Below are 22,962 nucleotides of genomic sequence, written 5' to 3' on the forward strand. Positions count from 1 at the left end.
GAAATCCATAAAAGGTGGGGCGCGAAGCGCCCCACCTTTTATTATCTCTTGTTTGACTTTATTAATATATGGAATATAATTTAACTGTAAAAATCCTGATTATAAGACTTAAATCTAAATAAGACTATGAAAAAAATATTGGTAGTGATAACAATTTCACTAATTTTAAGTGGCTACGCCATGATAAGTAACGCTTCTACAATATCGTCAAATGAAACTTCTAGAGAAAATATAAAGAAAGCAATAGACGATGCGGTTAATAAAATGAAAGCTGTTCAAGAAAAGAGAAATAACCTTGAGCAAAGAGTTGAAAAGATAATAGAGACAGCTCAAGATAAATTTATCAGGAATTTTGACGTTGCAATTATAAACTTAAACAGACTGTCAGCAAAAACTAGTGCGGTTATCACAAGAATTAGTGATTCTGGTAAAGATATAGAGGTTGAAAAATCACTTCTTGCATCATCTACAGTAACAATCGCAAAAGCAAAGACAGAATATGACACACTCAAAAATCTAGTATCGCAAACCGCCACAATCACACGAAAAGAAAAGAGAGTTGTTTTAGATTCCGTGAAGATACAAAGCGAGAAGACCAAGGAAGCGATAAAGGCGGCTCATGCAAGTATAGTAAATGTAATAAAGTCGCTTAAAATGAATCTTGCAAATGAAAGAGATGGGGCTGAGCAAAATGAATCGACTTCAAATTCTACATCAACAAACAATCAATAACTTCATTAAAAGACAATAAGATAATAATATGGATGTAAACAATACAAATAAAAATGGTTCGGGGGCGATAATAGGAGCTATAATCGTGATCGTTGTCCTTATCGCTGGGGGGTTCTACTTCTACACCCAGAGAATAAACAAGCAGAGACAATTTGAAGCGATGAAAAATACGGTTACGCAATCTACTTCTGTAACAAAGGATATAGATTCTTTACTCATCGAGGCCTCGTCGACAGATCTAAATAATCTAGGCGATGGAATAGAAAATCTATAAAAGCTCGCTCGTATCACCATTTTTCATCAGTGTGCCTTCACCCCAAAGAAAATCATAGTCGCTGTTCTATACGAAAAATCAAGAACTCGCTGTATCAGAATACAGCTCAAACAACTTGATTTTTCTAAACAGCTCCTTGATTTTACTTGGGGTTCTCGGCAATGATGAAAAATGGTGATATTCGCTCGCTTACAGATTCCCCCACAGCAAAAATATTTATAAATCCTCGCTCGCTAACTTTTTTGCTTTTTTTCCGATTTTCAGCTACACTCATTTTTAATATGAATAAGAAAATATATAAAATCGTAGATACAAAAAAGCTTCCGGATTGCGAAGTTGAGATAACAGCAGAGATTTCAGCCGAAAATCTTGAAAGCTATAAAGCAAAAGCCTTCAAGAAAATACAAGAAGTCGCTGAATTACCCGGCTTTAGAAAAGGCAAGGTCCCTGAAGCCATGCTCAAGGAAAAGATCGGCGAGATCGGCATCTTGGAAGACGCTGGTGAGATGGCTATAAACGACTGCGCCATAGAGATAATCGCCGAGTCAAAAGTCTCTCTTCTTGGTAGTCCAAATATTACAATATCAAAAATCGCTATCGGTGCCCCGCTTGAATTCAAGATAAAAGTCTCCACAATGCCGGAAGTAAAACTTGCCGACTATAAGAAAATCGCCAAAAAAGAAAATTCAAAAGAAGAAAAGATTGAAGAAGTTACAGAAAAGCAGATAAATGACACGATTGAGGAGATAAGAAAAATGTATGCCGAGCAGAATCATTCACATAAGCCGGGCGAGGAACACAAGGAAGGCGAAAATCTCCCCCTCCCCGAAATAAATGACGAATTCGTAAAAAAACTTGGCGATTTCAAAGATGTTGCAGATTTCAAAGTAAAGCTCAAAGAAAATATCGCCAAAGAAAAGGAATTTAAGGCAAAAGACAAAAAGCGATTGACGATAGTTGAGAAAGTTATAGAAGACTCAAAGATAGAAATGCCGAAAGCTCTCGTGGAAAATGAGCTTTTCAAAATGCAGGCGCAATTTGAAGATGATATTTCAAAAATGGGTTTGAAACCGGAAGATTATTTGAAACATATTAAGAAAACTTGGGATGATTTGAAAAAAGAATGGCGACCGGATGCCGAAAAAAGAGCAAAATTGCAAATAGTTTTGCATCAGATTGCTACGAATGAAAAGCTTGAGGCCGACAAAGATATGGTAGAAAAAGAGACGAAGCATCTCGTAGAATATTATAAAGGTGCCGATCCAGAGAGAACCCGAGCCTATGTTGAAATGCAATTAATAAACGCTAAAGTCTGGAAATTTCTTGAGGAAGCCAAATAGCTTGTAGCTAGCCTGCCCCGAGATTCATTCTGATGAATTTTTCGGGGGGAGTTTCTTGAATCCGTAAAATAAAAGCTCCCTCATATCACCATTTTTCATCAGTGTGCCTTCACCCCAAAGAAAATCATAGTCGCTGTTCTATACGAAAAATCAAGAACTCGCCACATCAGAATGTGTCTCAAACAACTTGATTTTTCTAAACAGCTCTTTGATTTTACTTGGGGTTCTCGGCAATGATGAAAAATGGTGATATTCGCTCGCTTACGGCAGAAATTTCCGTCTTTGCGAGTTAATCCGAAGCAATCCAGTCTCAATCCCCCAGTATTTTATCTATCTGCCTTTTTATCCCCTCTCCATTACAATACTTAAGCATACCCAAATAAGATTGGACGGCCTGTTTAAAATACTTTTCATCAACCAAACCTTTATCAAAATCCTCCTTTAATTTAACTAGCTTATTCAAAACCCTTTTCTTCGTCTTCGTCCTCAAAACCCTATAATGCGGAAGAGAAACATACCCTAGAAAATCCGTCCCTGAGATAATCTTACGCAAACTTATTTTTCTAGGATGTAGCTCTACCAAGAGTTTTTCTCTGAAAAAATCTTGTATTCCTACAAGGCAACTTTTCAAAAACTCAAGATTATCAGCTAAAATAACAAAATCATCGCAATATCTAATATAATATCTGGCCTTAAGTCTATGTTTTATAAACTGATCTAATTCGTTTAGATAGATATTTGAAAAAAGCTGGCTTGTAACATTACCAAGTGGCAAACCTTTGCCTTTTTCCTTTTCAAAAGAGCCGACAATCTTCTGAATTAAGTTCAATAAATCTCTATCCCCCACTTTTTTGCATATCAAATCCAGAAGTATTTTGTGGTCTATATTGTCAAAAAATTTTCTTATATCGCATTTCAATACATATCCGCTTCTCGTATAATTCCCAGAAACTTTCCTCGCAAACTCCTCAAATCTTTTAACCCCCGCATGCGTTCCCTTCATCTCTCGTGAAGAATATGAATCAAAAATAAAAATAGGATTGAAAATCTGATATAATGCCTGATGCACGGCTTGATATAAAACCATATCCCTTATATCCGCCTTGTGTATTTCGCGAAGTTTTGGATCGCAAACTTTGAAAGCAAAGTATGGTCTGGGCTTCCACTGAAAAGTGGACAGCTCGCTATGCAAAGAAAAAATATTTTCTTCAAGATTCAATTCAAAATCAGCCACTTCTTTTTTTGACCTTTTGCCCTTAGAAAACTTCCGCCAAGCCTTTAATAAATTTTTAATAGATATTACATCACAAAAACTACAACTATGACGCCCCCCCCCCGCACGTGTTCGCAAAACTCCCATTATTCATAATATAAGAATACTACACAAAGATTTATATGTCTTTGGCCAAAAGCTCTCAAAAAGAGATAAACTTGGTATTCACGCAATCATTGAAAGAGTTTGTATGGATATTTTATCGTTATCCATAGAATCAGCTTATAAAAAAGAAGCTTTGAAAATACCTCCATTGGTATTACTTAGGATAAAAGTCGGTCTCCTGCAAAATCTTATACGAACAGAAAATGAGCTTAAAATTTTGGATGACGAGACATATTTGCGATTTTCTGCGCAAATAGTGGAAATATCAAAAATGGCTAGTGGGTGGATAAACTATATGAACGCAAAACCTGCCTAAGGCAGGTTTTGCGAGAAATTTCCTCACGCGCACCCATGTTGTCGTTCTCGTAGTCGGCGTTGTTCCAGTTGAACCTGACATTGCGATTGTTCGGGTTCCAGTTGCCGTAAGCCACCTTGCCGTCCGAAAGGGTATTTTGATATTTTCCGTCCGTATCACCGAAAGTCTTTTACAAGACCTTCTGAGTTTTCCCGCGGTAGAGCGAGCATAGTATAAAAAATATCAAGCAATTTCTTTTTGTTGGCAAACCGTCATCTCTGTTTTAACAAAGCCGGCTTAACAGCCATTTTTATTATATAAAAAAACCGGCACAAAGCAACTTTCATTGCTTTGTGCCGGAGTAAGGGTGAAGGGAGAGAGAATTAAGGTTTAAGGGGAACCTCAATTGCCTCACGCGCACCCATGCCGTCGATCTCGCCGCCGGCGTTGATCCAGTGGAACCTGACATTGCGATCGGACGGGTTCCAGTAGCCGTAAGCCACCTCGCCGTCCGAAAGGCGTTCCGTCGGGAACCATGTCCAAGTCTCCGGATCAAGGTACTGATTCGTGGCTTCGTAGTATTGTCCGAATGCCAGAGCGTATACCTTGAGGGGAAGCCAGAGACGACCGGTTTTCACCAGAGTGTTTGGTGACTTGCCCATTGTATTCTTCGTTGGACGCGGATTGCGTTCAATGAGGAACAGTCTGGGTTTGTCGGAAGCTTCGTGATATTTATACTTATTCACGTCCACTTCTTCGTACGCCTTGGACAGACCGTATTTCTGCAGGCTGTTCACGGCTTGACGGTTGTCCACGCCGGATGGTTGGAGAATCGCGATGACTTCCTTCCACGGCAGGACTTCCGGCAAAGCAAACATCTCTGCGATATTCGCTTTGTAGCCGAAGAGCTTATCTGCTTGGTGTTCGGCGAGACCGATGGCGAAGGAGAGGTTGTTGCCGACCGCGACTTGTGTCGCAATATCAACAAACTTCCCTTCAATCGCCAACTGAAGATGCTTACTAAGCATCTCCGGATCATACGGATACCCGCCCCGTTGAAGATACAGTTGACGCTGAATCTCCGCGAACTGGTTTCCGAGCTTGACCGACATTTCGCCTGTGACAATTGTTGCCATGACGAATTCCTTTCTTATCTTTATTCTTTTCTGTTGGGCTCAAGCGGTATGCCTTTGCCACAGAGGAAAATTTTGAGTTTTGATTCTTTTCAAAATTTTCCTCTGTGGCAAACTTCTTTTTCTCACTTTTTCACCTTATTCCTCTTTTAAAGGTACTTTTTTAGTCCACGGGTATTATACACCCTTTGAGTCTTTATGTCAAGCTGAAATAGGCGTTTTTGATAAAATACGGCTAATTTGCTAGGTTTTATACTTTTGCGAAGTAACATAAAGTGGCCCGTAAATAAGACTGGATCCCCGCATCCGCGAGGATGACAGACAGAGGCGGGGTTTGCCGAAGGCAAACCCCGCCTCTTGTATTTCCTTTATAACTTTATAAACTTTCGACTTTAAACTAACCCCTTCATCTCCTTCCAATTATCCCCCACCGAGGCATCCACCTTGCATACCACACCAAGAGTTTTCTCTTTTGGCACGAGAGTTTCCATTATTTCTTTTATCTTTGGAACTATTTTTTCTATGATTTTACTGTCCGCTTCATAGACAAGCTCATCATGCACTTGGAGAATCAGCTTCACTTTTTCCGTGAGACTTTCTTTTTTCAAATATTCATCTACTTTAGACATTGCAAGCTTCACAATATCCGCTTCTGTCCCCTGTATCGGAGCATTTATCGCCATCCTTTCTGCCATCGCTCGGATAAAAGGAAGCTTTGAACGCAATCCTTCAAAATATCTTCTCCTGCCAAAAAGAGTTTCAGTATATCCTTTTCTTTCGGCATCGGCTTTTGTATTTTCCAAATATTTTGCAAGACCATTGAACTTATTAAAATATTCGTCGAGATATTTCTGCGCTTCTTCACGAGTGGAGCCGAGATTTGCTTTTAGTGCATTCACACCCATGCCATACATTATTCCGAAGTTGATCACTTTGGCTTTTCTCCTCATATCTTTATCTACCTTGTCTGCCGATACACCAAAAACTTCAGAGGCTACAACAGTATGCACATCCTCCCCCTTTCTGAAAATTTCCAAAAGCTTTTCATCGCCCGAGAGAAAAGCGGCGATACGAAGCTCCACCTGCGAATAGTCAAAAGCAAGAAGTTTGAAACCTTTTTCGGCAATAAAAGCTTTTCTGATATTTCTGCCAAGCTCGCTCGAGTTGGGGATATTTTGCAAATTCGGATCTGAAGATGCGAGTCGCCCCGTGGTAGTCCCCGCCTGCAAAAACTTCGCATGAAGCCTGTTATTTGAATCCAAAAGCGTCGGTATGACATCTATATATGTAGAAAGGAGTTTCTGTAATTCTCTATATTCAAAAATCAGCGGAATAATAGGGTGCATATCTCGCATTTTCTCAAGCTCACTTTCCTTTGTGGAAAGTGCACCAGTCCCCGTCTTTTTCTGATTCTTCGGCTTAAGCCCGAGCTTTACAAAAAGTATTTCACCAAGCTGTTTTGGTGAATTCACATTAAACTCCCCGCCGGCATATTCTACGATTTTCTTTTCCAGACCAGAAAGTGTTTTGTGATAATCTGTCGAAAGCTTTTTTAGCTCGTCTGCATCAATCTTAACCCCATTCTTCTGCATTTCATCTATGACAGAGATTATCGGCTTTTCTATTTCTTCCCAAACTTTCACCAATTCCTTTTTTTGCAATTCTTCTTTGATAATTTTCTCTGCACTTACCAAATCCTTTGCTTTTGTAAAATTATAAATATCTTCAAGAGCTGGATTCGTAATATTAGAATTCAATAGCCAAAGCTGTACGCCAAGCTCTTTTAATTTCTCTTCATCTGCTTTATCCATCACTTTTTCCACCATCCCTCCCGTTAGCTCCCCCTCCAACTTGGAGGCGTCGCCTCCAAGTGATCCGAAATCCATCCCGCCCTGCCCTTCGCTCTTCAAGATATTTGCCAATCTCGGGCCGAGAGTTCTGAATTCCAGATCACTCCAGACAGCCGAGATTTTATCAAAATCGACATTTGCACTCCATGTCTTTTCGGGAATCTTAAAGTCGATCGGTGCATCGCGTCTGATAGTCCCGAGCATTTTGGAAAAGTTCGCTTCTTCTTCACCATCTGTAAGTAGACCGACAATTCTCTCTTTTATTCCAGCTTCGATAAAGGCTGTCTTGCCCTTCTTCAGCTTTTTATAAATATCTTCAATACTGCCGAATTTCTGTATCAAATCGCTTGCCGTTTTCTCACCAATACCTTTTATTCCGATAATATTGTCGGACGGATCGCCTCTCAAACCTTTATAATCCGGCAAAAGCTCTGGCCCAAAACCGAATCTTGCTCTCACAGCTTTTTCATCATAAATAATCGTATCTTTAATCCCCTTTTTCAAAGTATAGACTCGCACTTTTTCAAGAGAGACGAGCTGAAGCGTATCCATATCTCCGGATGCGATCACAATATCCAAATCTTTTATTTTTTTTGCTTTCTCCGTAATAGTGCCGATCATATCATCCGCCTCAAAACCTTCTTTTGAATAGACTGGGATATTTAATGCATTGAAGATGTCGTAAGATTTTTTTAGTTGCGAGACAAGCTCTTCATCTGCCTTTGCTCTGCCGGCTTTGTATTCTTTGTATGCTTCATGGCGATATGTCGGCTTTGGCAGATCATAACAGGCTACGATATAATCTGGTTTCAAATCAGAGATAATCTTCAAAAGCATTGTGGAAAGACCATAGAGAGCGCCTGTTGGCTCGCCTTTGCTTGTGGCAAATTCAGGAAGCGCATGATATGCACGGTGAATGATAGCGTGAACATCAAGGAGTACCAGTTTTTTATTTTTTTCTTTTTTCGCAGGCATCTACCTTAAGCTTTATCTAATTTGTGATATCTTGGTATTTAAAGCGTTTATTTCCCGCTCTTTATCAGCGATTGCAGATCTTAATCTATCAACTTCTCCAACCAATGTTTTATCTTCCATTTCTGAATTATCTCTTTGTCTTTCTTTTGCAATTAAATCAGATTTTAATCTCTCTAGATCTTTATTTTTTGTCAAAAATAAATTGCCCACTGTCTTATCTGGCATAATCTTCCTACTATTTTCTGCCTCCTCACTTCTGTATTCTGCTTCCAGTCTTTCTATCTCTGATTCCTCTGTCGCCAAGTCTCTTTCTTTATCTGTTATATCTCTCTTTAACCTCTCAAACTCCGATCTAGCCATACTCAATTCTCTCTCTAAATCTGCAATACGTTTAGCTACAGCACTAGACTGTATTTCTTCACGATTAAGCTCTAGTTCCTCTCTCTGCCTTTCATTTTTAGCTGATTCAACTTTCCTTCTGACCTTATCAAGATCAGCTTTTGGCACACCGACATTTCTTACTTGTGAGGTTGCTTTTGATTTCAAAGATAAAATCTCACTCTCTCCCCTGTTTATCTCTGTTTCTAATTCCAAAATACCTCGCTTGAATAAAGCGATATTGTTTCGCAGACCATTTAGCTTCGTCTCTCTGTTCCTTAAATCTAATTTGAGACGTTCTAATTCTTGTTTTCTATTACCAACCTGTAAAGACAAGGTGCTCTTATCCCTCTGTATCTGAGCCTTTCTAATATTTTCACTATCCCTTCTAGCTTCTTCGGCTAGTCTTCTTTTATCAAAAGGATTGTCGTTTGGAAGAGTTTTTCTATTGTCGTTTAACATACAAATATTATATCAGATTATATTTCTATTTCTCTTTCACTTTCTGAAATAGATTTGAAAAATATCTTTAAGTGATTTTCTGGTAATATGTCTAAAATTCGCTCTGGCCACTCTATAAAAATAAGGTTTTGAGGATTTCTAGATATATCTTTCCAATTGAGAGCAAGCATCTCTCTCGATGAATCTAGGCGATATGCATCTATGTGTATAAGACTCGAAAACTTTCCACTTCCTGTAGTGTATCTCTTTTCAATAACAAATGTCGGGCTTGTGACTATTTCATTAACGCCCAATATTCTCGCTAATGCTTGAGTGAATGTTGTCTTCCCAGAACCAAGATCTCCATATAAACCAACGATCATAGCACTATCCCCATAGGAAAGTGAGATTTTATCTAAGAAATCTTTGGCTATTTTCTCTGTCTCCGCAAGACTTTTACTAACAATTCTCATCTATTGATTTTATCATAAAATCCCGTTAGAAGCAGTCAGTCTTAATTGATACGACTTCTAGACGGGAAAAAGAAATGGCGCGCTTTGCTTCCGCAAAGCGCGCCTCCAACACAAAAACTCATTCAGTGGTATAGATACAGCCCATCGCTGATCACCAACTTATATACTTGATAGCTATTGTCTACAACAGCAAATTCTTCGTGGACCTTTACCAGCTGACCCCCCTGATCTTCTAACCACCAAACGGTGATAGTAATGTTCTCGCCATCAAAGACCTGATAGTCATTTAGTGGTATTCTGTCACCGGGCTGATAGAGCAGGTATTCTGCTTTACCTTTAAAGACACCGCATACATAGCCCGACTGATTATCAATATCAACACTGACGGGAGCACTATGTCTGTAAGAATTATAGTACTCTGGATTGTCCCTCTCTCGATCACCATCACTGTTGCAACCGGTGAACACTACCAGACTACAAATCCCCATAACGACCAACAGAATCAACTTTTTCATAATTTCCTTTCCGAGCTTTTGCTCGTTTGTGTAAAATACACAATTCCCTATCTACTCCCATTATACCAAGTCAATTATGGCTTGTCAACCATGAAAACAGACAAAAGAAAACCCCATCCTGCCGAAGCAAGATGGAGTTCTGTGTGTAGTTTTCACTCACTGCACGATGATACTGTCTGTGTCTGGTTGGTACGGGTTATCCCGCGCTACAAAACTGAAGACTCGGTGGTAAGAGCTGTTCTGCAAGGAAACCCTTATTGGGTCACTTCCATACACAACGGTAATCTTACCGTTTACCGCCCGCACCACTTCGAGAGTGTATGACATCTCTGTGCCATAACCCAAGAAAATCGGATACCGATTGCATGTCTCCCCTGGGGCGATGTACCCGATCACGACACCACTTTCCTTAACCCGAAGCATGTGCGTCGAGTAGTTGTTGAGTGACACCGTATCAGTCCCCGGCATGAAATAGGTCGCACACCCCGAACCAAAACCAATTACTACCACGACAACGAGCAAACTTATAAGCTTTTTCATTTTATTCTCCTTTCATTGAGTTAAATGAAGCTTTTCTTATCCTCTGCTATTATACACCCATATAGACTTTCTGTCAAGCACATAATTTCGTCACTGTAAACTTGGAGAAAAAGCCCTTAAAATGGTATTATATTCCCATATGGTAGACTTTGATGAAGAAAAGCAAAAAAAGCGTCTGGAGGAGATGCGAAAAATAGAAGAAGAGGATGTCTCCAAAATTCTAGCTAGCAAATATGGTCTCAACTATCTTGATCTTGGTCCTATTGCTATCAATTCTGACGCCCTAAGAATAGTCGGTGAGGAAGAAGCTCGTGTGGCGAATCTCGCCGTCTTTGATGCGGTAGCAAAAAAGATCCAGGTGGCTGTCCTCTCCCCACAGAATGAAAAAACTCAGGCTCTTGTAAAGATACTTGAAAATGACGGATACTATCCCACCCTACATATGACTTCAAAAGCGAGCTTGGAGAAAGCATGGTCAAGATATAAAGATCTTTCTTATGCATCGGAAAGCAAAGCCGGCACTTTTGATATTTCAAATGATCAGGTAGTCGCTCTCATGGACAAGATAAAAAAGATTATAGATGTAAAAAATCTCACGGGTGAACTTACCGGAATAAAACAAGCTTATAGAGTCTCAAAAATCATGGAGATAATGCTAGCTGGCGCGCTTGCACTCGGGGCGTCCGACGTTCATATAGAACCAGAAGAAATAGATGTGAGAATGAGATTTAGACTAGATGGTGTGCTTATAGATGTCCTCAGTTTCGATCTTGCAACGTACACACTTCTCCTCTCAAGAATTAAATTACTTTCTGGACTCAAACTTAATATAAAATCGGAAGCTCAAGACGGTCGCTTTAGCGTAAAAGTGAAAGACTTGGAAATAGAAATCAGAACTTCTATACTTCCAGGTGCATACAATGAATCTATAGTAATGCGATTACTTAATCCGAAATCTATTTCTGTTCCTCTTGAAGAGCTTGGTATTGAAAAACGCACCCTGGATGTCCTTATAGGACAAATCCAAAAGCCAGATGGCATGCTCCTTATTACAGGTCCGACAGGTTCCGGTAAAACAACAACGCTTTATGCCTTCATGAGAAAAATAAATTCTCAAGATATAAAGATCATTACAATTGAAGACCCGATTGAATATCACTTAGCCGGTATTGTGCAAACTCAAGTTGAGGAAGACAAGGGTTATACCTTCCTTGCTGGCCTTCGCTCTGCACTAAGACAAGATCCTGACGTAATAATGGTTGGAGAAATTAGAGATGCGGAAACCGCTGGTACCGCTATAAATGCTGCCCTCACTGGTCACTTGGTTTTCTCTACCCTTCACACAAATAGCGCCGCAGGAGCTTTCCCTAGACTTATAGATCTAGCAGTAAATCCTAAAATCATCTCCTCGGCCATAAATGTCGCTATGGCTCAAAGGCTTATTCGCCGACTTTGCCCTGTCTGTAGGCAAGAAAGACTAGCAAATGAAAAAGAAAAAGAAATAATTGCCCGTACAGTAGCTGGGATAAACGACAAGACATATCTAGAAGGTATACAAACAGAAAAAGTTTACGACGCGAAAGGTTGCGAAAAGTGTAATGGTACCGGGTACAAAGGACGAGTTGCTATTTGCGAGGCAATACTCACAACAAAAGCCGTAGAAGAAATTATCACTGGTAATCCAAGTGACAGAGACATTAAAATCGCAGCAAAACCACAGAATATTTTGGACATGGAAGAAGATGGCGTTCTAAAAATCCTTCGTGGAGTTAGTACTTTTGATGAACTGTCTAGAGTCATCGATCTTGAAGAAAGAACTTAGTTGTGTCTTAAGTTTTTTGGCACTTGCAAAAGTTTTAAACGAGAATAATATAGAAAACAGAAAACCTCGCACGAGGCGAGGCTGATAGTTCAAGACATAAATCTCTAAACAATACTTTAAACCTGGCGGTAAAAAGTTAAATTAGTCTTTAAGGATAACCTCAGCAGTATTTCCGAAGAAATAAACCAAAACGTCCTTGAAAAAAAACTCGTAAGCTCGTAGAGCATAATTGTTTAGAGATTTACAACTTGAACTTTCAAATTACAGAATAGTGGCAGGAAAAAAGCCTGTCATTCAGGCTCTATGGACAGTATAGCATAAATAAGTATTATGTCAAGCAAAAATGAAGATAAAATCGCAAATTCTGAAAAAAGCCAGGATATTAGTCGTAAAAATGGTGATGTAAATTTTCTTGATCAAACACTTAGACCCAATAAATGGGAAGACTATATCGGTCAGAAAAACATCAAAGAAAACCTTAAAATTCTCCTTACTGCTGCTTCACAGAGGAAACATCCTCCTGAACATCTACTTTTTTATGGTCCTCCCGGGCTCGGAAAGACCACTCTCGCCCACCTTATAGCACACGAAACACGCGCACAACTCAAAGCAACCTCTGGGCCTGCGATTGAAAAGGTTGGTGACCTCGCATCTATACTTACAAACCTCTCACCAGGTGATATCCTCTTTATAGATGAGATTCACCGTCTCAACAAAGCAATAGAGGAGGTGCTATACCCAGCCATGGAGTCCGGATCGCTTGATATTATTATAGGCAAGGGTCCGAGTGCTCGCACAATACAGCTTGAGCTTCCGCCTTTCACTTTGATTGCCGCAACTACTCGTATTGCTTTGTTGTCCGCCCCTCTTCGCTCACGTTTTTCTGGCGGGGTTTTCAAACTTGAATTCTATACAAACGAAGAGATAGAAAAGATCATAGAAAGATCGGCAAAAATCTTAAAAGTGGAAATAGAGAAAGAAGCCAAGCAAGAAATCGCCAAGAGAAGCCGTTTTACACCCAGAACTGCCAACTACCTCCTAAAAAGAGGCCGTGATTTAGCACAAGTCAAAGGACAAAAGCTTACAAATGAAATGGTGAGAGAAGCTCTTATGATGCTAGGAATAGATGATGTAGGACTAAACACTTCAGATAGAGCCATGCTTTCTGTAATAGAAGAAAAATTTAATGGCGGGCCAGTGGGACTCAATACTTTGGCGGCTGCACTTTCAGAAGAACAAGCCACGATAGAAGATGTCTACGAACCATATCTTTTACAACTCGGTTTTATAGAACGCACCCCGCGAGGAAGGATTATTACTGACAGGGCGAGGAAGCATTTAAATATTAAAAAATCTTCTAAACTTTTGTAGACTCCCTCATATTTCCTTTTTGGAGCACACATAGCCTCGTCCTGCGACTCGGCTTGTTCCCTCTCGCCAAAAATTTTTCATCAGAATGAAAAACCATGCATTTTTGGCTCCGAGAGTCTCCAAAAAAGAAAATACTCGGTCGTAGACTTGCAGATATGAAAGAGTAGAATGTAAAAACTTATCCACAGCTCGCCCTATTTGCAAAATTTTTTAAAAATTAGACAATATACAAAAATACCTCTGAAGAGGGGTAAAAATAGTTATAAATTTAAGTATTCTTAATTATTATGGCAAGAAGGAAAAAAATAGATGAAGAAGAAAAAGTTGTAGGAAATGAGCCGGAGGAAACTGATGGGAAAACTACAGCAGCACTTTCTGATGGAGTATTAGAAGCTTTTGATGATGAATCCCCTACGGGGCTTGAAGATGAAGATAAACTCCTTGAAGAAGAGGAAGAAGATGATGAAGAATTGAGTGAGTTAGACTTCAGAACTTCAGACGATTGGTAAAAAGAAAGACTCGAGCATACGGCTCGAGTCTTTTGTTGACACCTTAGTGATGCCTTGATTGTGGTTGAAAATAAACTGGATGAAATGGCACGTGAATCCCTTGCGTGTTTCTAGCCACAAGAGTCATCGTTCCACAACCCAGCCGATGTAATCCTACAATCGTCCAGACAGTCTTTCTGTCGCGAGGGCATAAATGTACATCGCCAACACCGATACCACAAATAGTACCTTCGCTAACCATGCCCTTCGGCGGTTCCATAACTGAAGTTGTCATCTTTATAATCTCCTTAAATTTGTACGGTCTGGATAGGTATCTTACACGAGAAATCTTGTATGTCAACTATTTGGACCTCCCTTTGTGGCAAAATATGTAAGACCGACAGCAATAGCATCAAATTCATCGTCGTATTTTATATCTTTATTTATTTTTATGAGGCGCTTGACCATCTCTGTCACCTGCCCCTTTTCACTCTTGCCATACCCTGTCACCGCTACCTTTATTGAGACTGGCGAAAATTCTTTTACTTCAAGACCATTTTTTGAAGCTTCATAAAGCATCACTCCCCTTGCTTCGGAAACATGCATAGCCGTCTTTGCATTTGTCTTAAAAAATAAGTTTTCAATGGCCATCGTACTTGGCTTGTGCTTTTTTATTACTTTTTCGATTTCTGTGCCGATAAGTCTGAGACGTTCTTCGTGTGCAATTTTCGCAGATGTCTTAAAACACTCCGAAAAGATAAGCTCCTCCTTCGGCCCATTTTTATCTATCACAGCCACTCCCATTCTTTCGTATCCAGGATCTATCGCTATTATTCTCATAAGTTAATTATAGCTAAACTAAAAGAGAAAAGCGAAAAGATTAAGACAAAAGCGGTACGGAGCAAATCCTCCGTACCGCTTTATTCAGTCCTTCTTATAGATTTTGAAGAGCTTTAAAAACGTGAAATGATAAACATAGTAAAGACCTGTGTTTATAATTCCCCATAAAATAGCCGTCCACACTGGTCCAAACCGATTAATCAAGGGGACTACTCCAATATAAAAGAACAACGCGGTGCAGCTGACGACAAAGATTCTATAAAGAATACCGCTTGCAAAAACCAAACCGTTTCTGATTTTTATCAGTTTCATACAGACTCTCCTTCTTGTTTAAGTGCGTTTAAGATGCTTCTGATTAAAAATATACCATACAGAAAACATAATACAATAGATTAATATATATGCTTATTATCTAACAAATACTTAATAATTTTATCAACAGATTCTTCTATATTTAGTTCTTCTGTGTTAATTGTTAAATGAGGGTTCTCTGGGATCTCATATGGGTCCGATATCCCCGTAAAATTTCTAATTTCACCTGCGATAGCTTTCTTATAAAGACCTTTTGCATCTCTCTTTATACAAGTGTCTAGAGAAGCATTTATAAAAATCTCGATAAAAGACCCTGAAATGTTACGGACAATGTCTCTCTGATGAGAATATGGTGTTATAAAAGACGCAATAACTAATATTTTGTGCTTTTCCAAAATAGAACTAATAAATGCTGCTGTCTTTATATTAAAATCACGATCTGCTTTATTAAAGCCCAAATTATTGCCGAAATAATTTCTAAAGATATCTCCGTCTAGTCTCTGAACTTTCAATCCTCCCTTACTTAAGATTTCAAAAAGACGGTCAGCGATTGTGCTTTTTCCAGAACTTGGTAAACCAGTAAGCCATAACACGGCCTTTTTATTATGTAACTTTTTCTTATATTTTATCTGTTTCTTATTCATTTTTCTTTTTTATCCAATATAATACACGCTCCTATAGTATTGTGTGTAATATCATCTATTATGATACAACTCCCTGTATTCTTATTTTTCTCATAGCTATCAAAGAAAACGTCAGAATTTAGCTCTAGAGTAACCCTCGCTATATCGTTTTGTCTTATGAATTTAACCGTTTTAATATGACTATTATTCTTAATATCAACAATATAGTCGATTTTCTTAATCATTCCCCTAACTTCCTTTGTGTTATTTTTTAAAATAAAACCATTACCTTTCTTTATATCCTTTTCATCAAACCAAAATAATATTACATCTAAAATACTTGCTTGCTTGATGGAGTCCTTCGTACCTATAAACATATCCCCACGACTAATATCGATTTTGTCAGCTACAGATATCAATACTGACTGTCTTTTAAAACATCTCTTTACTTTATCAAATCCAACGTAGATATTTTTAATACGAGTCCTTTTCATGGACGGAACAATTACAATCTCATCTCCACTTCCTAGTTCCCCACCCTCCACCTTTCCAGCATAACCCCTAAACCCAGACTCATTTAAAACGTACTGCACCGGCATGCGAAAATCTTTTGGTCTTATTTCTGAATCTAAAGTGAAAGTATCCAAATAATTTATTAGAGTCTTCCCTTTATACCACTTCAGATTATTCCCTCTATTTACGACCATATCACCATACTTTGCAGATATTGGTATATAAATACAATTGAAGATTTTCAATCTTTTTGAATATCTTTCCAAATCGTCTTTGACTCTTTCAAAGACTTCTTTCTTATAGCCAACCAAATCCATCTTATTTATTGTAAAAATAATGTTCTTAACGCCCATCATACTTGCAATAAAAAAATGTCTCTTTGATTGAATAGAAATGCCTAAAGTAACATCAACTATAATAATAACGGCATCTGCCCTCGATACACCGGTGATCATATTCCTAGTATATTGTTCATGACCTGGGACATCTACCAGCAAAAACTTTCTGTCAGCATGGGTAAAATGTCTGTATGCAACATCGATAGTGATACCTTGTTCTCTTTCTGCTTCGAGACCATCTGTAAGGTATGCCAGATTATCTATTGCTGAATCCTTGTTTTTATATTTTTTAAGATCCTTCAAGACATCTTGATAAATAGAGTCACAATCATATAAAAGCCTACCTATTAATGTGGACTTTCCATCATCAACGCTTCCCGCTGTCGAAATAATTACAAGTTCTTTGTGTTCCATAAAATATCTTTAAAAATAACCCTGCTTCTTTTTATATTCCATACTAGAGCTATTGTCTATAGCTCGAGTTTGTCTTTCGGAAAAATGAGTAAGTCGGATTTCCTCAATAATCTCATCTAAATTAGTGGCCTTAGATAGCACTGCCCCTGTAGATGGAGAGCATCCAAGAGTTCTAAAACGACTCCAATCTTTGATTATCTTTTCACCCTTTTTTGGTATATTAAATTCATCCACACGAACTAGAACCCCATTTCTTATTAACATCCTCCTCTTCTCAGCAAAATACAAAGGAACGATTTTAATATTTTCTTGTTTGATATAATTCCAAATATCCAACTCTGTCCAATTTGATAAAGGAAAAACTCTCATAGTCTCCCCTTTCTTGATTTTCGTATTGTACAAACTCCACAATTCTGGTCTTTGATTTTTAGGATCCCAAACTCCATTTGCGTTTCTATGAGAAAAAATTCTTTCTTTTGCTCTAGATTTCTCTTCATCTCTCCTCGCTCCCCCAAAAGCCACATCAAAATCGTGCTCCTTGAGAGCGTCTAAAAGGGCTTTGGTCTTTTTGTGATAAATATATTCGTCGGTATTGGCTTCATCCGGCTTAAAGGACATCGCCTGTTCAGATTCGTTTTTATAAACGATGAGGTCAAGAGCGAGTTCTTTTTTTATCTTAGATCTAAACTTAATCATCTCCTGAAATTTAAAACCTGTATCGATATGTAATAGAGGAAAAGGTATTTTTCCAGGGAAAAAGGCTTTCCTTATTAGATGTAGCAGAACTGAAGAATCTTTGCCAATAGAGTAAAGCATTACTGGATTTTTAAAAGAAGCCACAGTTTCTCTGATTATATGTATGCTATCAGCCTCTAAGTCTTTTAGGTGATTTTTCACTACCATATATTCAACAATATAGACCATTTACCCACACATATCAAGCTAGAATGAAAAGCTGGACTTATTCAAAATAATAACTTAATATTGAAATACAATTATAACTAAAAACACTTTGATTACGTCAAATAATATTAAATCCTTATACCAGAAAATAAAGAGCATCCTAGGTCTTAGTCTATCACTAGCAAAGGCTCGTTTTAAGGTTAGAAATGAAGGTAGTTTCTTGGGAATATTTTGGTATTTGCTAGAACCACTCTCTTTTTTGATAATACTAATATTTATTCGTGCATCAGTCTTACAGAACCCTATAGAGAAATATCCGGCATATCTTTTCCTTGGACTAATAATCTTTAACTTCTTCGCCTCTGTGACAAGCTTCTCTGTCAAAGTCATACAGAGTAACTCTGGTTTTATAAAATCACTTAAGATAGACAAGGAACCCTTTGTAATCTCTGGAGTATTACAATTTATTTTCTCACATGTCTTTGAACTAATCATTCTGGCGCTACTGTTAATATACCTAGAGACAAATCTTTTATGGCTGATATTTTATCCAATAATTTTCAGTGTCTTCTGCCTGTTTGTTATAGGGATTTCTTTCACCCTTTCTGTTTGTGGAGTGTATATAAATGATTTAAGCAATATTTGGCCAATATTGACTAGACTACTATGGTTTATGACACCTATATTTTACTCCGCTAGCGAAATTGGAATAATGCATACTATAAACACCTACAATCCAATCTACTATATGATAAAAATATCCAGGGAACTAATAATATATAATAGGTTTCCTCCTATAAATGACATATTGATATTGTCCTTATCCAGTCTGTTAGTCTTTTCGATTGGTTTGTTTATATTTGAGAAGAATAAAAGTAAACTGGCAGAGAGAATATGAAAAGAATAGAGGTAAAAAATGTTTCAAAAATCTTCCATACAAGCTTCAAAAAAGACGAGAGCGCACTTTCGCATATTATAAACTTTATAAAAGGAAACCGGGATAAAAAAGATATCGTTGTGTTGGAAAACATATCTTTCGATGTTAATTCGGGAGAGATTTTGGGAATAATAGGTAGAAATGGTTCTGGAAAAAGCACTTTACTCAGATTAATAGCAGAAGTATACGAACCGAATAGTGGTAAAATAATGACTTCTGGAAAAGTAATATATTTGACAGGTTTAGGGCAAGGAACATCTTCAAAGTTAACAATGAGAGAAAATATATATCTCATGGGTTCAGTTATGGGGCTGTCACAAAGAGATATAAAAAATAAATTTGAAGACATAGTTGCTTTCTCCGGTCTTAGAGATTTTGTAGATATGAAAGTCTATCAATTCTCAAGGGGTATGATCTCTCGTTTAAACTTTTCTACTATAATACACTGTGTCAGACATCATAATCCTGATATCTTATTGCTCGATGAGGTATTGTCTGGTGGTGGAGATATAGAGTTTCAAGAGAAAGCAATTGAAAAGATGGAAGAATTAATAAAGAGCGGAGCTACTGTGATAATGGTAAGTCACGGTCTAAACACAATAAAAGAATACTGCGACAAAGTTATTTGGCTGGAAAAAGGGAAAATACTAAAGGAGGGTCCCCCCGACGATATCGCCCGAGAATATATGCAGAAAACGATCGGTGCTGGAAAAAAAGAAAGATTCTTAGATCTGTAAATCTAGGATATTATCGTCCCCGACAATTCTTTTACATTGAATGATTTTTCTTAATCTCAAAGTCTCTCTTAAATTAGAGAAGTTCCATATAAAAGCATAAAACGGAGCGAATGCTATCCTTAGCTTTCCTAAAAATGATATATCTTCCCTCTTATTTATTAACTGCCCACCAAAAAAAGTTATAGATCGCACCAAGGTCAGCCCTAATGCTAGAAGTAAGTTTTTAAGTTCATAATTTTTTATAATTGTACATAAAGAATTTCTCTTGCAGAGATAGATTTTTTTTAATTCATATTTCTTCCAAGTAGCACTGCCTTTGTGGTATACGATGGCTTTATCCTCAAAGACAACCTTATAGCCAAGCAGGTTTGCTCTCCACCCCCAATCAAGATCTTCGTGGTAAGAAAAATATCGATCATCTAAATACCCTATCTCTTCTAATAAGCTTGCCTTGATAATGGCTGCACCAAAACAAGGGAATAAAACTTCTTTTCTCATTATGTTCACAGAATCTTTCTCCTTCCTAAAATTTATACTGGTTCCCTCTCCTATAAAATCGCAAGAGCCCCCCTGACTGTCTATTAGCTCTGGTCTATCATAAGAAAACATATTGGAGGAGACTGCAGCGATTTTGTCTTCGAGTCCTATTGAAAAGATTAGGTTTTTCAGCCATTCTTTATCTACTTTTGTATCATTGTTTAAAAAGGTAAGATACTTTGGCGAATAATCTTTTATAGCGTGCCTTATTGCAGAATTGACAGGCTCAGGGAATCCATAATTTTTGGTATTCAATAAAATATCTGTGTCCGGAAAATTATTTTCTACAAAACTCACACTGTTATCGGTAGACGCATTATCTATTAAGATTATTTTAAAATTCTTATATGACTGATTTTCTAGTGACTCAAAACACTCTGCTAAATGTTCTATACCATTATAGTTAATAATTATTACAACTGTTTCAATTCTCATATAAATTTTTGATTTGTTCTTTTATTTTAGAGATAAATTCTTCCTTGTTAAATATCTTAGAGCGTTTCATGCTCTCATATCTATATATATCTTGATTTCGGTCCAATTCACCTCTTATCCTTTCTATAGCATTCTTAAGATTACCTTCGTCTATATTATCAATAAGTATCCCCGTCACATTATTAATAACACTTTCTTTATACCCACCATCATTTGGCGCTATTACTGGTTTACCTGACGCCATCGCCTCTACTGCCGTCATGCCGAAATCTTCATCTTTCGCTGTAGTAATAAAACCCTTGCATTCAGAATATAATTCTGTAAGTTTCCTATCATCAGCCCAATTTATTATCTCTACATTAGCAGGTTTCGTCTTTTCTATATATTTTTTATACTTTTCAAATTGCCTAGCTCCTTTTTCATAGCTCCCTACAATAATCAACCTCTCATCTGGTAGTTTTGAGAAAGCTTTTGTTTGTAATTCTATCCTCTTATGAGTAATAAGTCTGTTTACAGAAAGCCAGTAATTTTTGCTTTGTCTACATCGGTATTTTGAAATATCCGTGGGAGGGAATATAATCACGGCGTCTTTGTTATAATACTTCTTAATGCGATTCTGTGTGTTTTTTGAATTACAGATTAAGATGTCCACGTATTTTGAATAGCTCAATGTTAACCTTCTATTTATCCAAACCCAAATATCATATATTGGTCTTTTCCACCAACTTAAAATTTCTTCCCTTATATAATCTTTAAACTGCCATAATTCATTTAGTGGAGAATGCACGTACCAAAGGTTAGGTTTATTATTTACAGCTCCAGACATCGCCCAGTCACCGGAAATTATAAAAAAATCATATTTACCTCTCAAATCGAGTCTTCTGAATTTCCAAAGAGCCAGCTGCTGTCTTAGTGGTGCATTTCTTGGTATTTTCCCTATAGATTTTATCCTCGGCAATACATCGGCAAATCCTGTCTTCTCGATTTTTCCACTATCAATATTGGTAGTATATAGATCGGCATTAAGCTCCCTCGCCAAGGTCAGAGATACCATTTCAGCACCGCCGATATTGTCCATAAAATTGTGAAATACAGCTATTTTCATTTTTCTTTAATACCAAGCGCACTAAGCATAAAGGCTGAGAAGAAAGTCTGAACACCTATAACAAAAAAAGTTAGAGCTATGATCGAGTTCTTTATTTCATTTAAAGATCCGAGCCCTGAAGCAATCCATTTAATAAAAATAAATATGTATATGAGGACACCAATCATTGCGATAAGAAAGCCCAGAAGACCAGTTCTTTCTATCGTGATTTTCTTAAACAACTTCTCTATAAAAGGATCCGGATCTCCGAGGTGGGTTATAGCATAGATTCTGGAAAACGCTGAGAAAAAGATCACCTGATATCCAAGGATTATCATTACAGAAAATAAAAACATTGGATGAACATAAAAGTTAACACCCAATAAACTCGGATTTCCAAAATAGAACAAAGTCATACCTATTAAACCACAAGCAAAGATAATAATTCCTGGTAAAAGGAAAAGTAATAGGGGCGAATACAATAAGATAAATCTTAAGTGTCTCCACCCATCTCTAAATGAACGGAGTTTAGAATCACCGATCCTTGCCCTATACTCTATACCGATCTCCCCTATCTTCATCCTCTTCTTAGCGACTTTTATAATCATCTCCGAAGCGAATTCCATACCTACGGTATATAAAGTGATCTTCTCTAAAGCTTCTCTCGAGATGGCTCTTACACCGCAATGCACATCTCTTACTCTGGCTCTGAAAAAAACTCTCACGAGAAAAGAAAGTAGTGGATTCCCTATTTTCCTATGAAGCCACGGCATGGTATCTCTGATATTTTTAGAAGAAAACCTGTCTCCTATCACCATATCAAAACCAGATTTCAATTTATCAACAAAACTCTTTAACAGTGAGAAATCATATGACCCATCCCCATCGGCCATAAAAATATATTTTCCGGAAGCATTATTGAAACCAGTTAAATATGCTGAGCCATAACCAACTCGCTCCTCTTTAATCAGAACTAAATCTTTAAGTTTCTCTTGATACTTTTTAACAATTTCAGCTGTCTTATCAAAAGAATTGTTATCAATCACAATCACCTCGACATCTAAGCCCTCTGCTTTTATGATATTGAAGACTTCATCTAGACAGAAACCGATAGATTTTTCTTCATTTAAACACGGTATTATTATGCTTATATCTCTCTCCGGTTTCATGATATAGTATGTATATGTTTTAAATTATTTTAGGGCTAATTGTAAGGATGGGACCACTTCTTATGATTTCGTCGTCTGGAAATAAATACGGTTGCATCTTAAGTCAGAACTCAGT

General features: G+C 37.6%; 23 protein-coding genes. 8 read left to right on the plus strand and 15 right to left on the minus strand.

Annotated features, from left to right (window positions below; translation table 11 throughout):
- Positions 1-126 precede the first annotated feature (126 nt).
- The 3 genes from WC631_02685 (at position 127) to WC631_02695 (ending at position 2,346) form a co-directional block, all read left to right on the plus strand.
- Entirely contained in the window at positions 127-732 is a 606-nt protein-coding gene (locus tag WC631_02685) for a hypothetical protein (GenBank protein ID MFA6227355.1), read from the plus strand.
- Between the two features lie 28 nt (positions 733-760).
- Positions 761-1,006, plus strand: coding sequence for a hypothetical protein (locus WC631_02690; GenBank protein MFA6227356.1), 246 nt, complete (start codon positions 761-763; stop codon positions 1,004-1,006).
- Positions 1,007-1,287: 281 nt separating this feature from the next.
- Entirely contained in the window at positions 1,288-2,346 is a 1,059-nt protein-coding gene (locus WC631_02695; GenBank protein MFA6227357.1) for a trigger factor, read from the plus strand.
- A 310-nt stretch (positions 2,347-2,656) separates the two neighbouring features.
- On the opposite strand, the gene WC631_02700 is transcribed toward WC631_02695, so the two are convergent.
- Complete coding sequence (locus WC631_02700; GenBank protein MFA6227358.1) at positions 2,657-3,706, minus strand: reverse transcriptase domain-containing protein; 1,050 nt, start codon at positions 3,704-3,706, stop codon at positions 2,657-2,659.
- Positions 3,707-3,809: 103 nt separating this feature from the next.
- Between WC631_02700 and WC631_02705 the strand changes: the two genes are divergently transcribed.
- Entirely contained in the window at positions 3,810-4,040 is a 231-nt protein-coding gene (locus WC631_02705; protein ID MFA6227359.1) for a hypothetical protein, read from the plus strand.
- A 362-nt stretch (positions 4,041-4,402) separates the two neighbouring features.
- On the opposite strand, the gene WC631_02710 is transcribed toward WC631_02705, so the two are convergent.
- The 6 genes from WC631_02710 to WC631_02735 form a co-directional block, all read right to left on the minus strand.
- A complete protein-coding gene (locus WC631_02710) occupies positions 4,403-5,155 on the minus strand; it encodes a hypothetical protein (GenBank protein ID MFA6227360.1) in 753 nt (250 codons plus the stop codon).
- A 389-nt stretch (positions 5,156-5,544) separates the two neighbouring features.
- Positions 5,545-7,977 carry a DNA polymerase gene (locus WC631_02715; protein MFA6227361.1) on the minus strand — a complete coding sequence of 811 codons (2,433 nt, stop codon included), beginning with the start codon at positions 7,975-7,977 and terminating at the stop codon, positions 5,545-5,547.
- Positions 7,978-7,989: 12 nt separating this feature from the next.
- Positions 7,990-8,817 (minus strand): hypothetical protein, encoded by an 828-nt coding sequence (locus WC631_02720; GenBank protein MFA6227362.1) that lies wholly within the window; start codon positions 8,815-8,817, stop codon positions 7,990-7,992.
- Positions 8,818-8,834: 17 nt separating this feature from the next.
- Positions 8,835-9,269, minus strand: coding sequence for a tRNA (adenosine(37)-N6)-threonylcarbamoyltransferase complex ATPase subunit type 1 TsaE (gene tsaE, locus WC631_02725; GenBank protein MFA6227363.1), 435 nt, complete (start codon positions 9,267-9,269; stop codon positions 8,835-8,837).
- Positions 9,270-9,391: 122 nt separating this feature from the next.
- A complete protein-coding gene (locus WC631_02730) occupies positions 9,392-9,784 on the minus strand; it encodes a hypothetical protein (GenBank protein MFA6227364.1) in 393 nt (130 codons plus the stop codon).
- Positions 9,785-9,940: 156 nt separating this feature from the next.
- A complete protein-coding gene (locus WC631_02735; protein ID MFA6227365.1) occupies positions 9,941-10,207 on the minus strand; it encodes a hypothetical protein in 267 nt (88 codons plus the stop codon).
- A 256-nt stretch (positions 10,208-10,463) separates the two neighbouring features.
- Between WC631_02735 and WC631_02740 the strand changes: the two genes are divergently transcribed.
- The 3 genes from WC631_02740 to WC631_02750 all read left to right on the plus strand — a co-directional run bounded on the left by WC631_02740 (position 10,464) and on the right by WC631_02750 (position 14,026).
- Positions 10,464-12,146, plus strand: a complete 1,683-nt coding sequence (locus WC631_02740; GenBank protein ID MFA6227366.1) for an ATPase, T2SS/T4P/T4SS family — start codon at positions 10,464-10,466, stop codon at positions 12,144-12,146.
- 330 nt (positions 12,147-12,476) lie between these two features.
- The gene (ruvB, locus tag WC631_02745) at positions 12,477-13,517 is read left to right on the plus strand and encodes a Holliday junction branch migration DNA helicase RuvB (GenBank protein MFA6227367.1); all 1,041 of its coding nucleotides are present in this window, start codon (positions 12,477-12,479) and stop codon (positions 13,515-13,517) included.
- A 287-nt stretch (positions 13,518-13,804) separates the two neighbouring features.
- A complete protein-coding gene (locus WC631_02750) occupies positions 13,805-14,026 on the plus strand; it encodes a hypothetical protein (protein MFA6227368.1) in 222 nt (73 codons plus the stop codon).
- A gap of 336 nt (positions 14,027-14,362) precedes the next feature.
- Here WC631_02750 and ruvC read toward each other — a convergent pair whose 3' ends face one another.
- From ruvC to WC631_02775, 5 genes are all read right to left on the minus strand, one after another.
- Positions 14,363-14,845, minus strand: a complete 483-nt coding sequence (ruvC, locus tag WC631_02755; protein MFA6227369.1) for a crossover junction endodeoxyribonuclease RuvC — start codon at positions 14,843-14,845, stop codon at positions 14,363-14,365.
- Between the two features lie 392 nt (positions 14,846-15,237).
- Positions 15,238-15,801: an adenylyl-sulfate kinase gene (gene cysC, locus WC631_02760; protein ID MFA6227370.1), complete on the minus strand. Its 564-nt coding sequence runs from the start codon at positions 15,799-15,801 to the stop codon at positions 15,238-15,240.
- Entirely contained in the window at positions 15,798-17,045 is a 1,248-nt protein-coding gene (locus tag WC631_02765) for a GTP-binding protein (protein MFA6227371.1), read from the minus strand. The genes cysC and WC631_02765 overlap by 4 nt, the downstream gene beginning before the upstream one ends.
- A gap of 9 nt (positions 17,046-17,054) precedes the next feature.
- On the minus strand, positions 17,055-17,948 hold the full coding sequence (cysD, locus tag WC631_02770; protein ID MFA6227372.1) for a sulfate adenylyltransferase subunit CysD: 894 nt from the start codon (positions 17,946-17,948) through the stop codon (positions 17,055-17,057).
- Between the two features lie 75 nt (positions 17,949-18,023).
- Positions 18,024-18,443: a hypothetical protein gene (locus WC631_02775; protein MFA6227373.1), complete on the minus strand. Its 420-nt coding sequence runs from the start codon at positions 18,441-18,443 to the stop codon at positions 18,024-18,026.
- Between the two features lie 399 nt (positions 18,444-18,842).
- On the opposite strand from WC631_02775, the gene WC631_02780 reads away from it, so the two are divergent.
- The gene (locus WC631_02780; protein ID MFA6227374.1) at positions 18,843-19,622 is read left to right on the plus strand and encodes an ATP-binding cassette domain-containing protein; all 780 of its coding nucleotides are present in this window, start codon (positions 18,843-18,845) and stop codon (positions 19,620-19,622) included.
- On the opposite strand, the gene WC631_02785 is transcribed toward WC631_02780, so the two are convergent.
- The 3 genes from WC631_02785 to WC631_02795 are packed head-to-tail and all read right to left on the minus strand — an operon-like array spanning position 19,611 to position 22,847.
- Complete coding sequence (locus WC631_02785) at positions 19,611-20,594, minus strand: glycosyltransferase family 2 protein (GenBank protein MFA6227375.1); 984 nt, start codon at positions 20,592-20,594, stop codon at positions 19,611-19,613. The genes WC631_02780 and WC631_02785 overlap by 12 nt on opposite strands.
- Complete coding sequence (locus tag WC631_02790; protein MFA6227376.1) at positions 20,584-21,699, minus strand: glycosyltransferase; 1,116 nt, start codon at positions 21,697-21,699, stop codon at positions 20,584-20,586. Before WC631_02790 ends, WC631_02785 begins: the two co-directional genes overlap by 11 nt.
- Entirely contained in the window at positions 21,696-22,847 is a 1,152-nt protein-coding gene (locus WC631_02795; protein MFA6227377.1) for a glycosyltransferase family 2 protein, read from the minus strand. Before WC631_02795 ends, WC631_02790 begins: the two co-directional genes overlap by 4 nt.
- Positions 22,848-22,962: the final 115 nt, after the last annotated feature.

This window comes from Candidatus Paceibacterota bacterium (genome assembly GCA_041663045.1).
GTDB lineage: Bacteria > Patescibacteriota > Minisyncoccia > Phycocordibacterales > GWA1-40-21 > Bog-1340.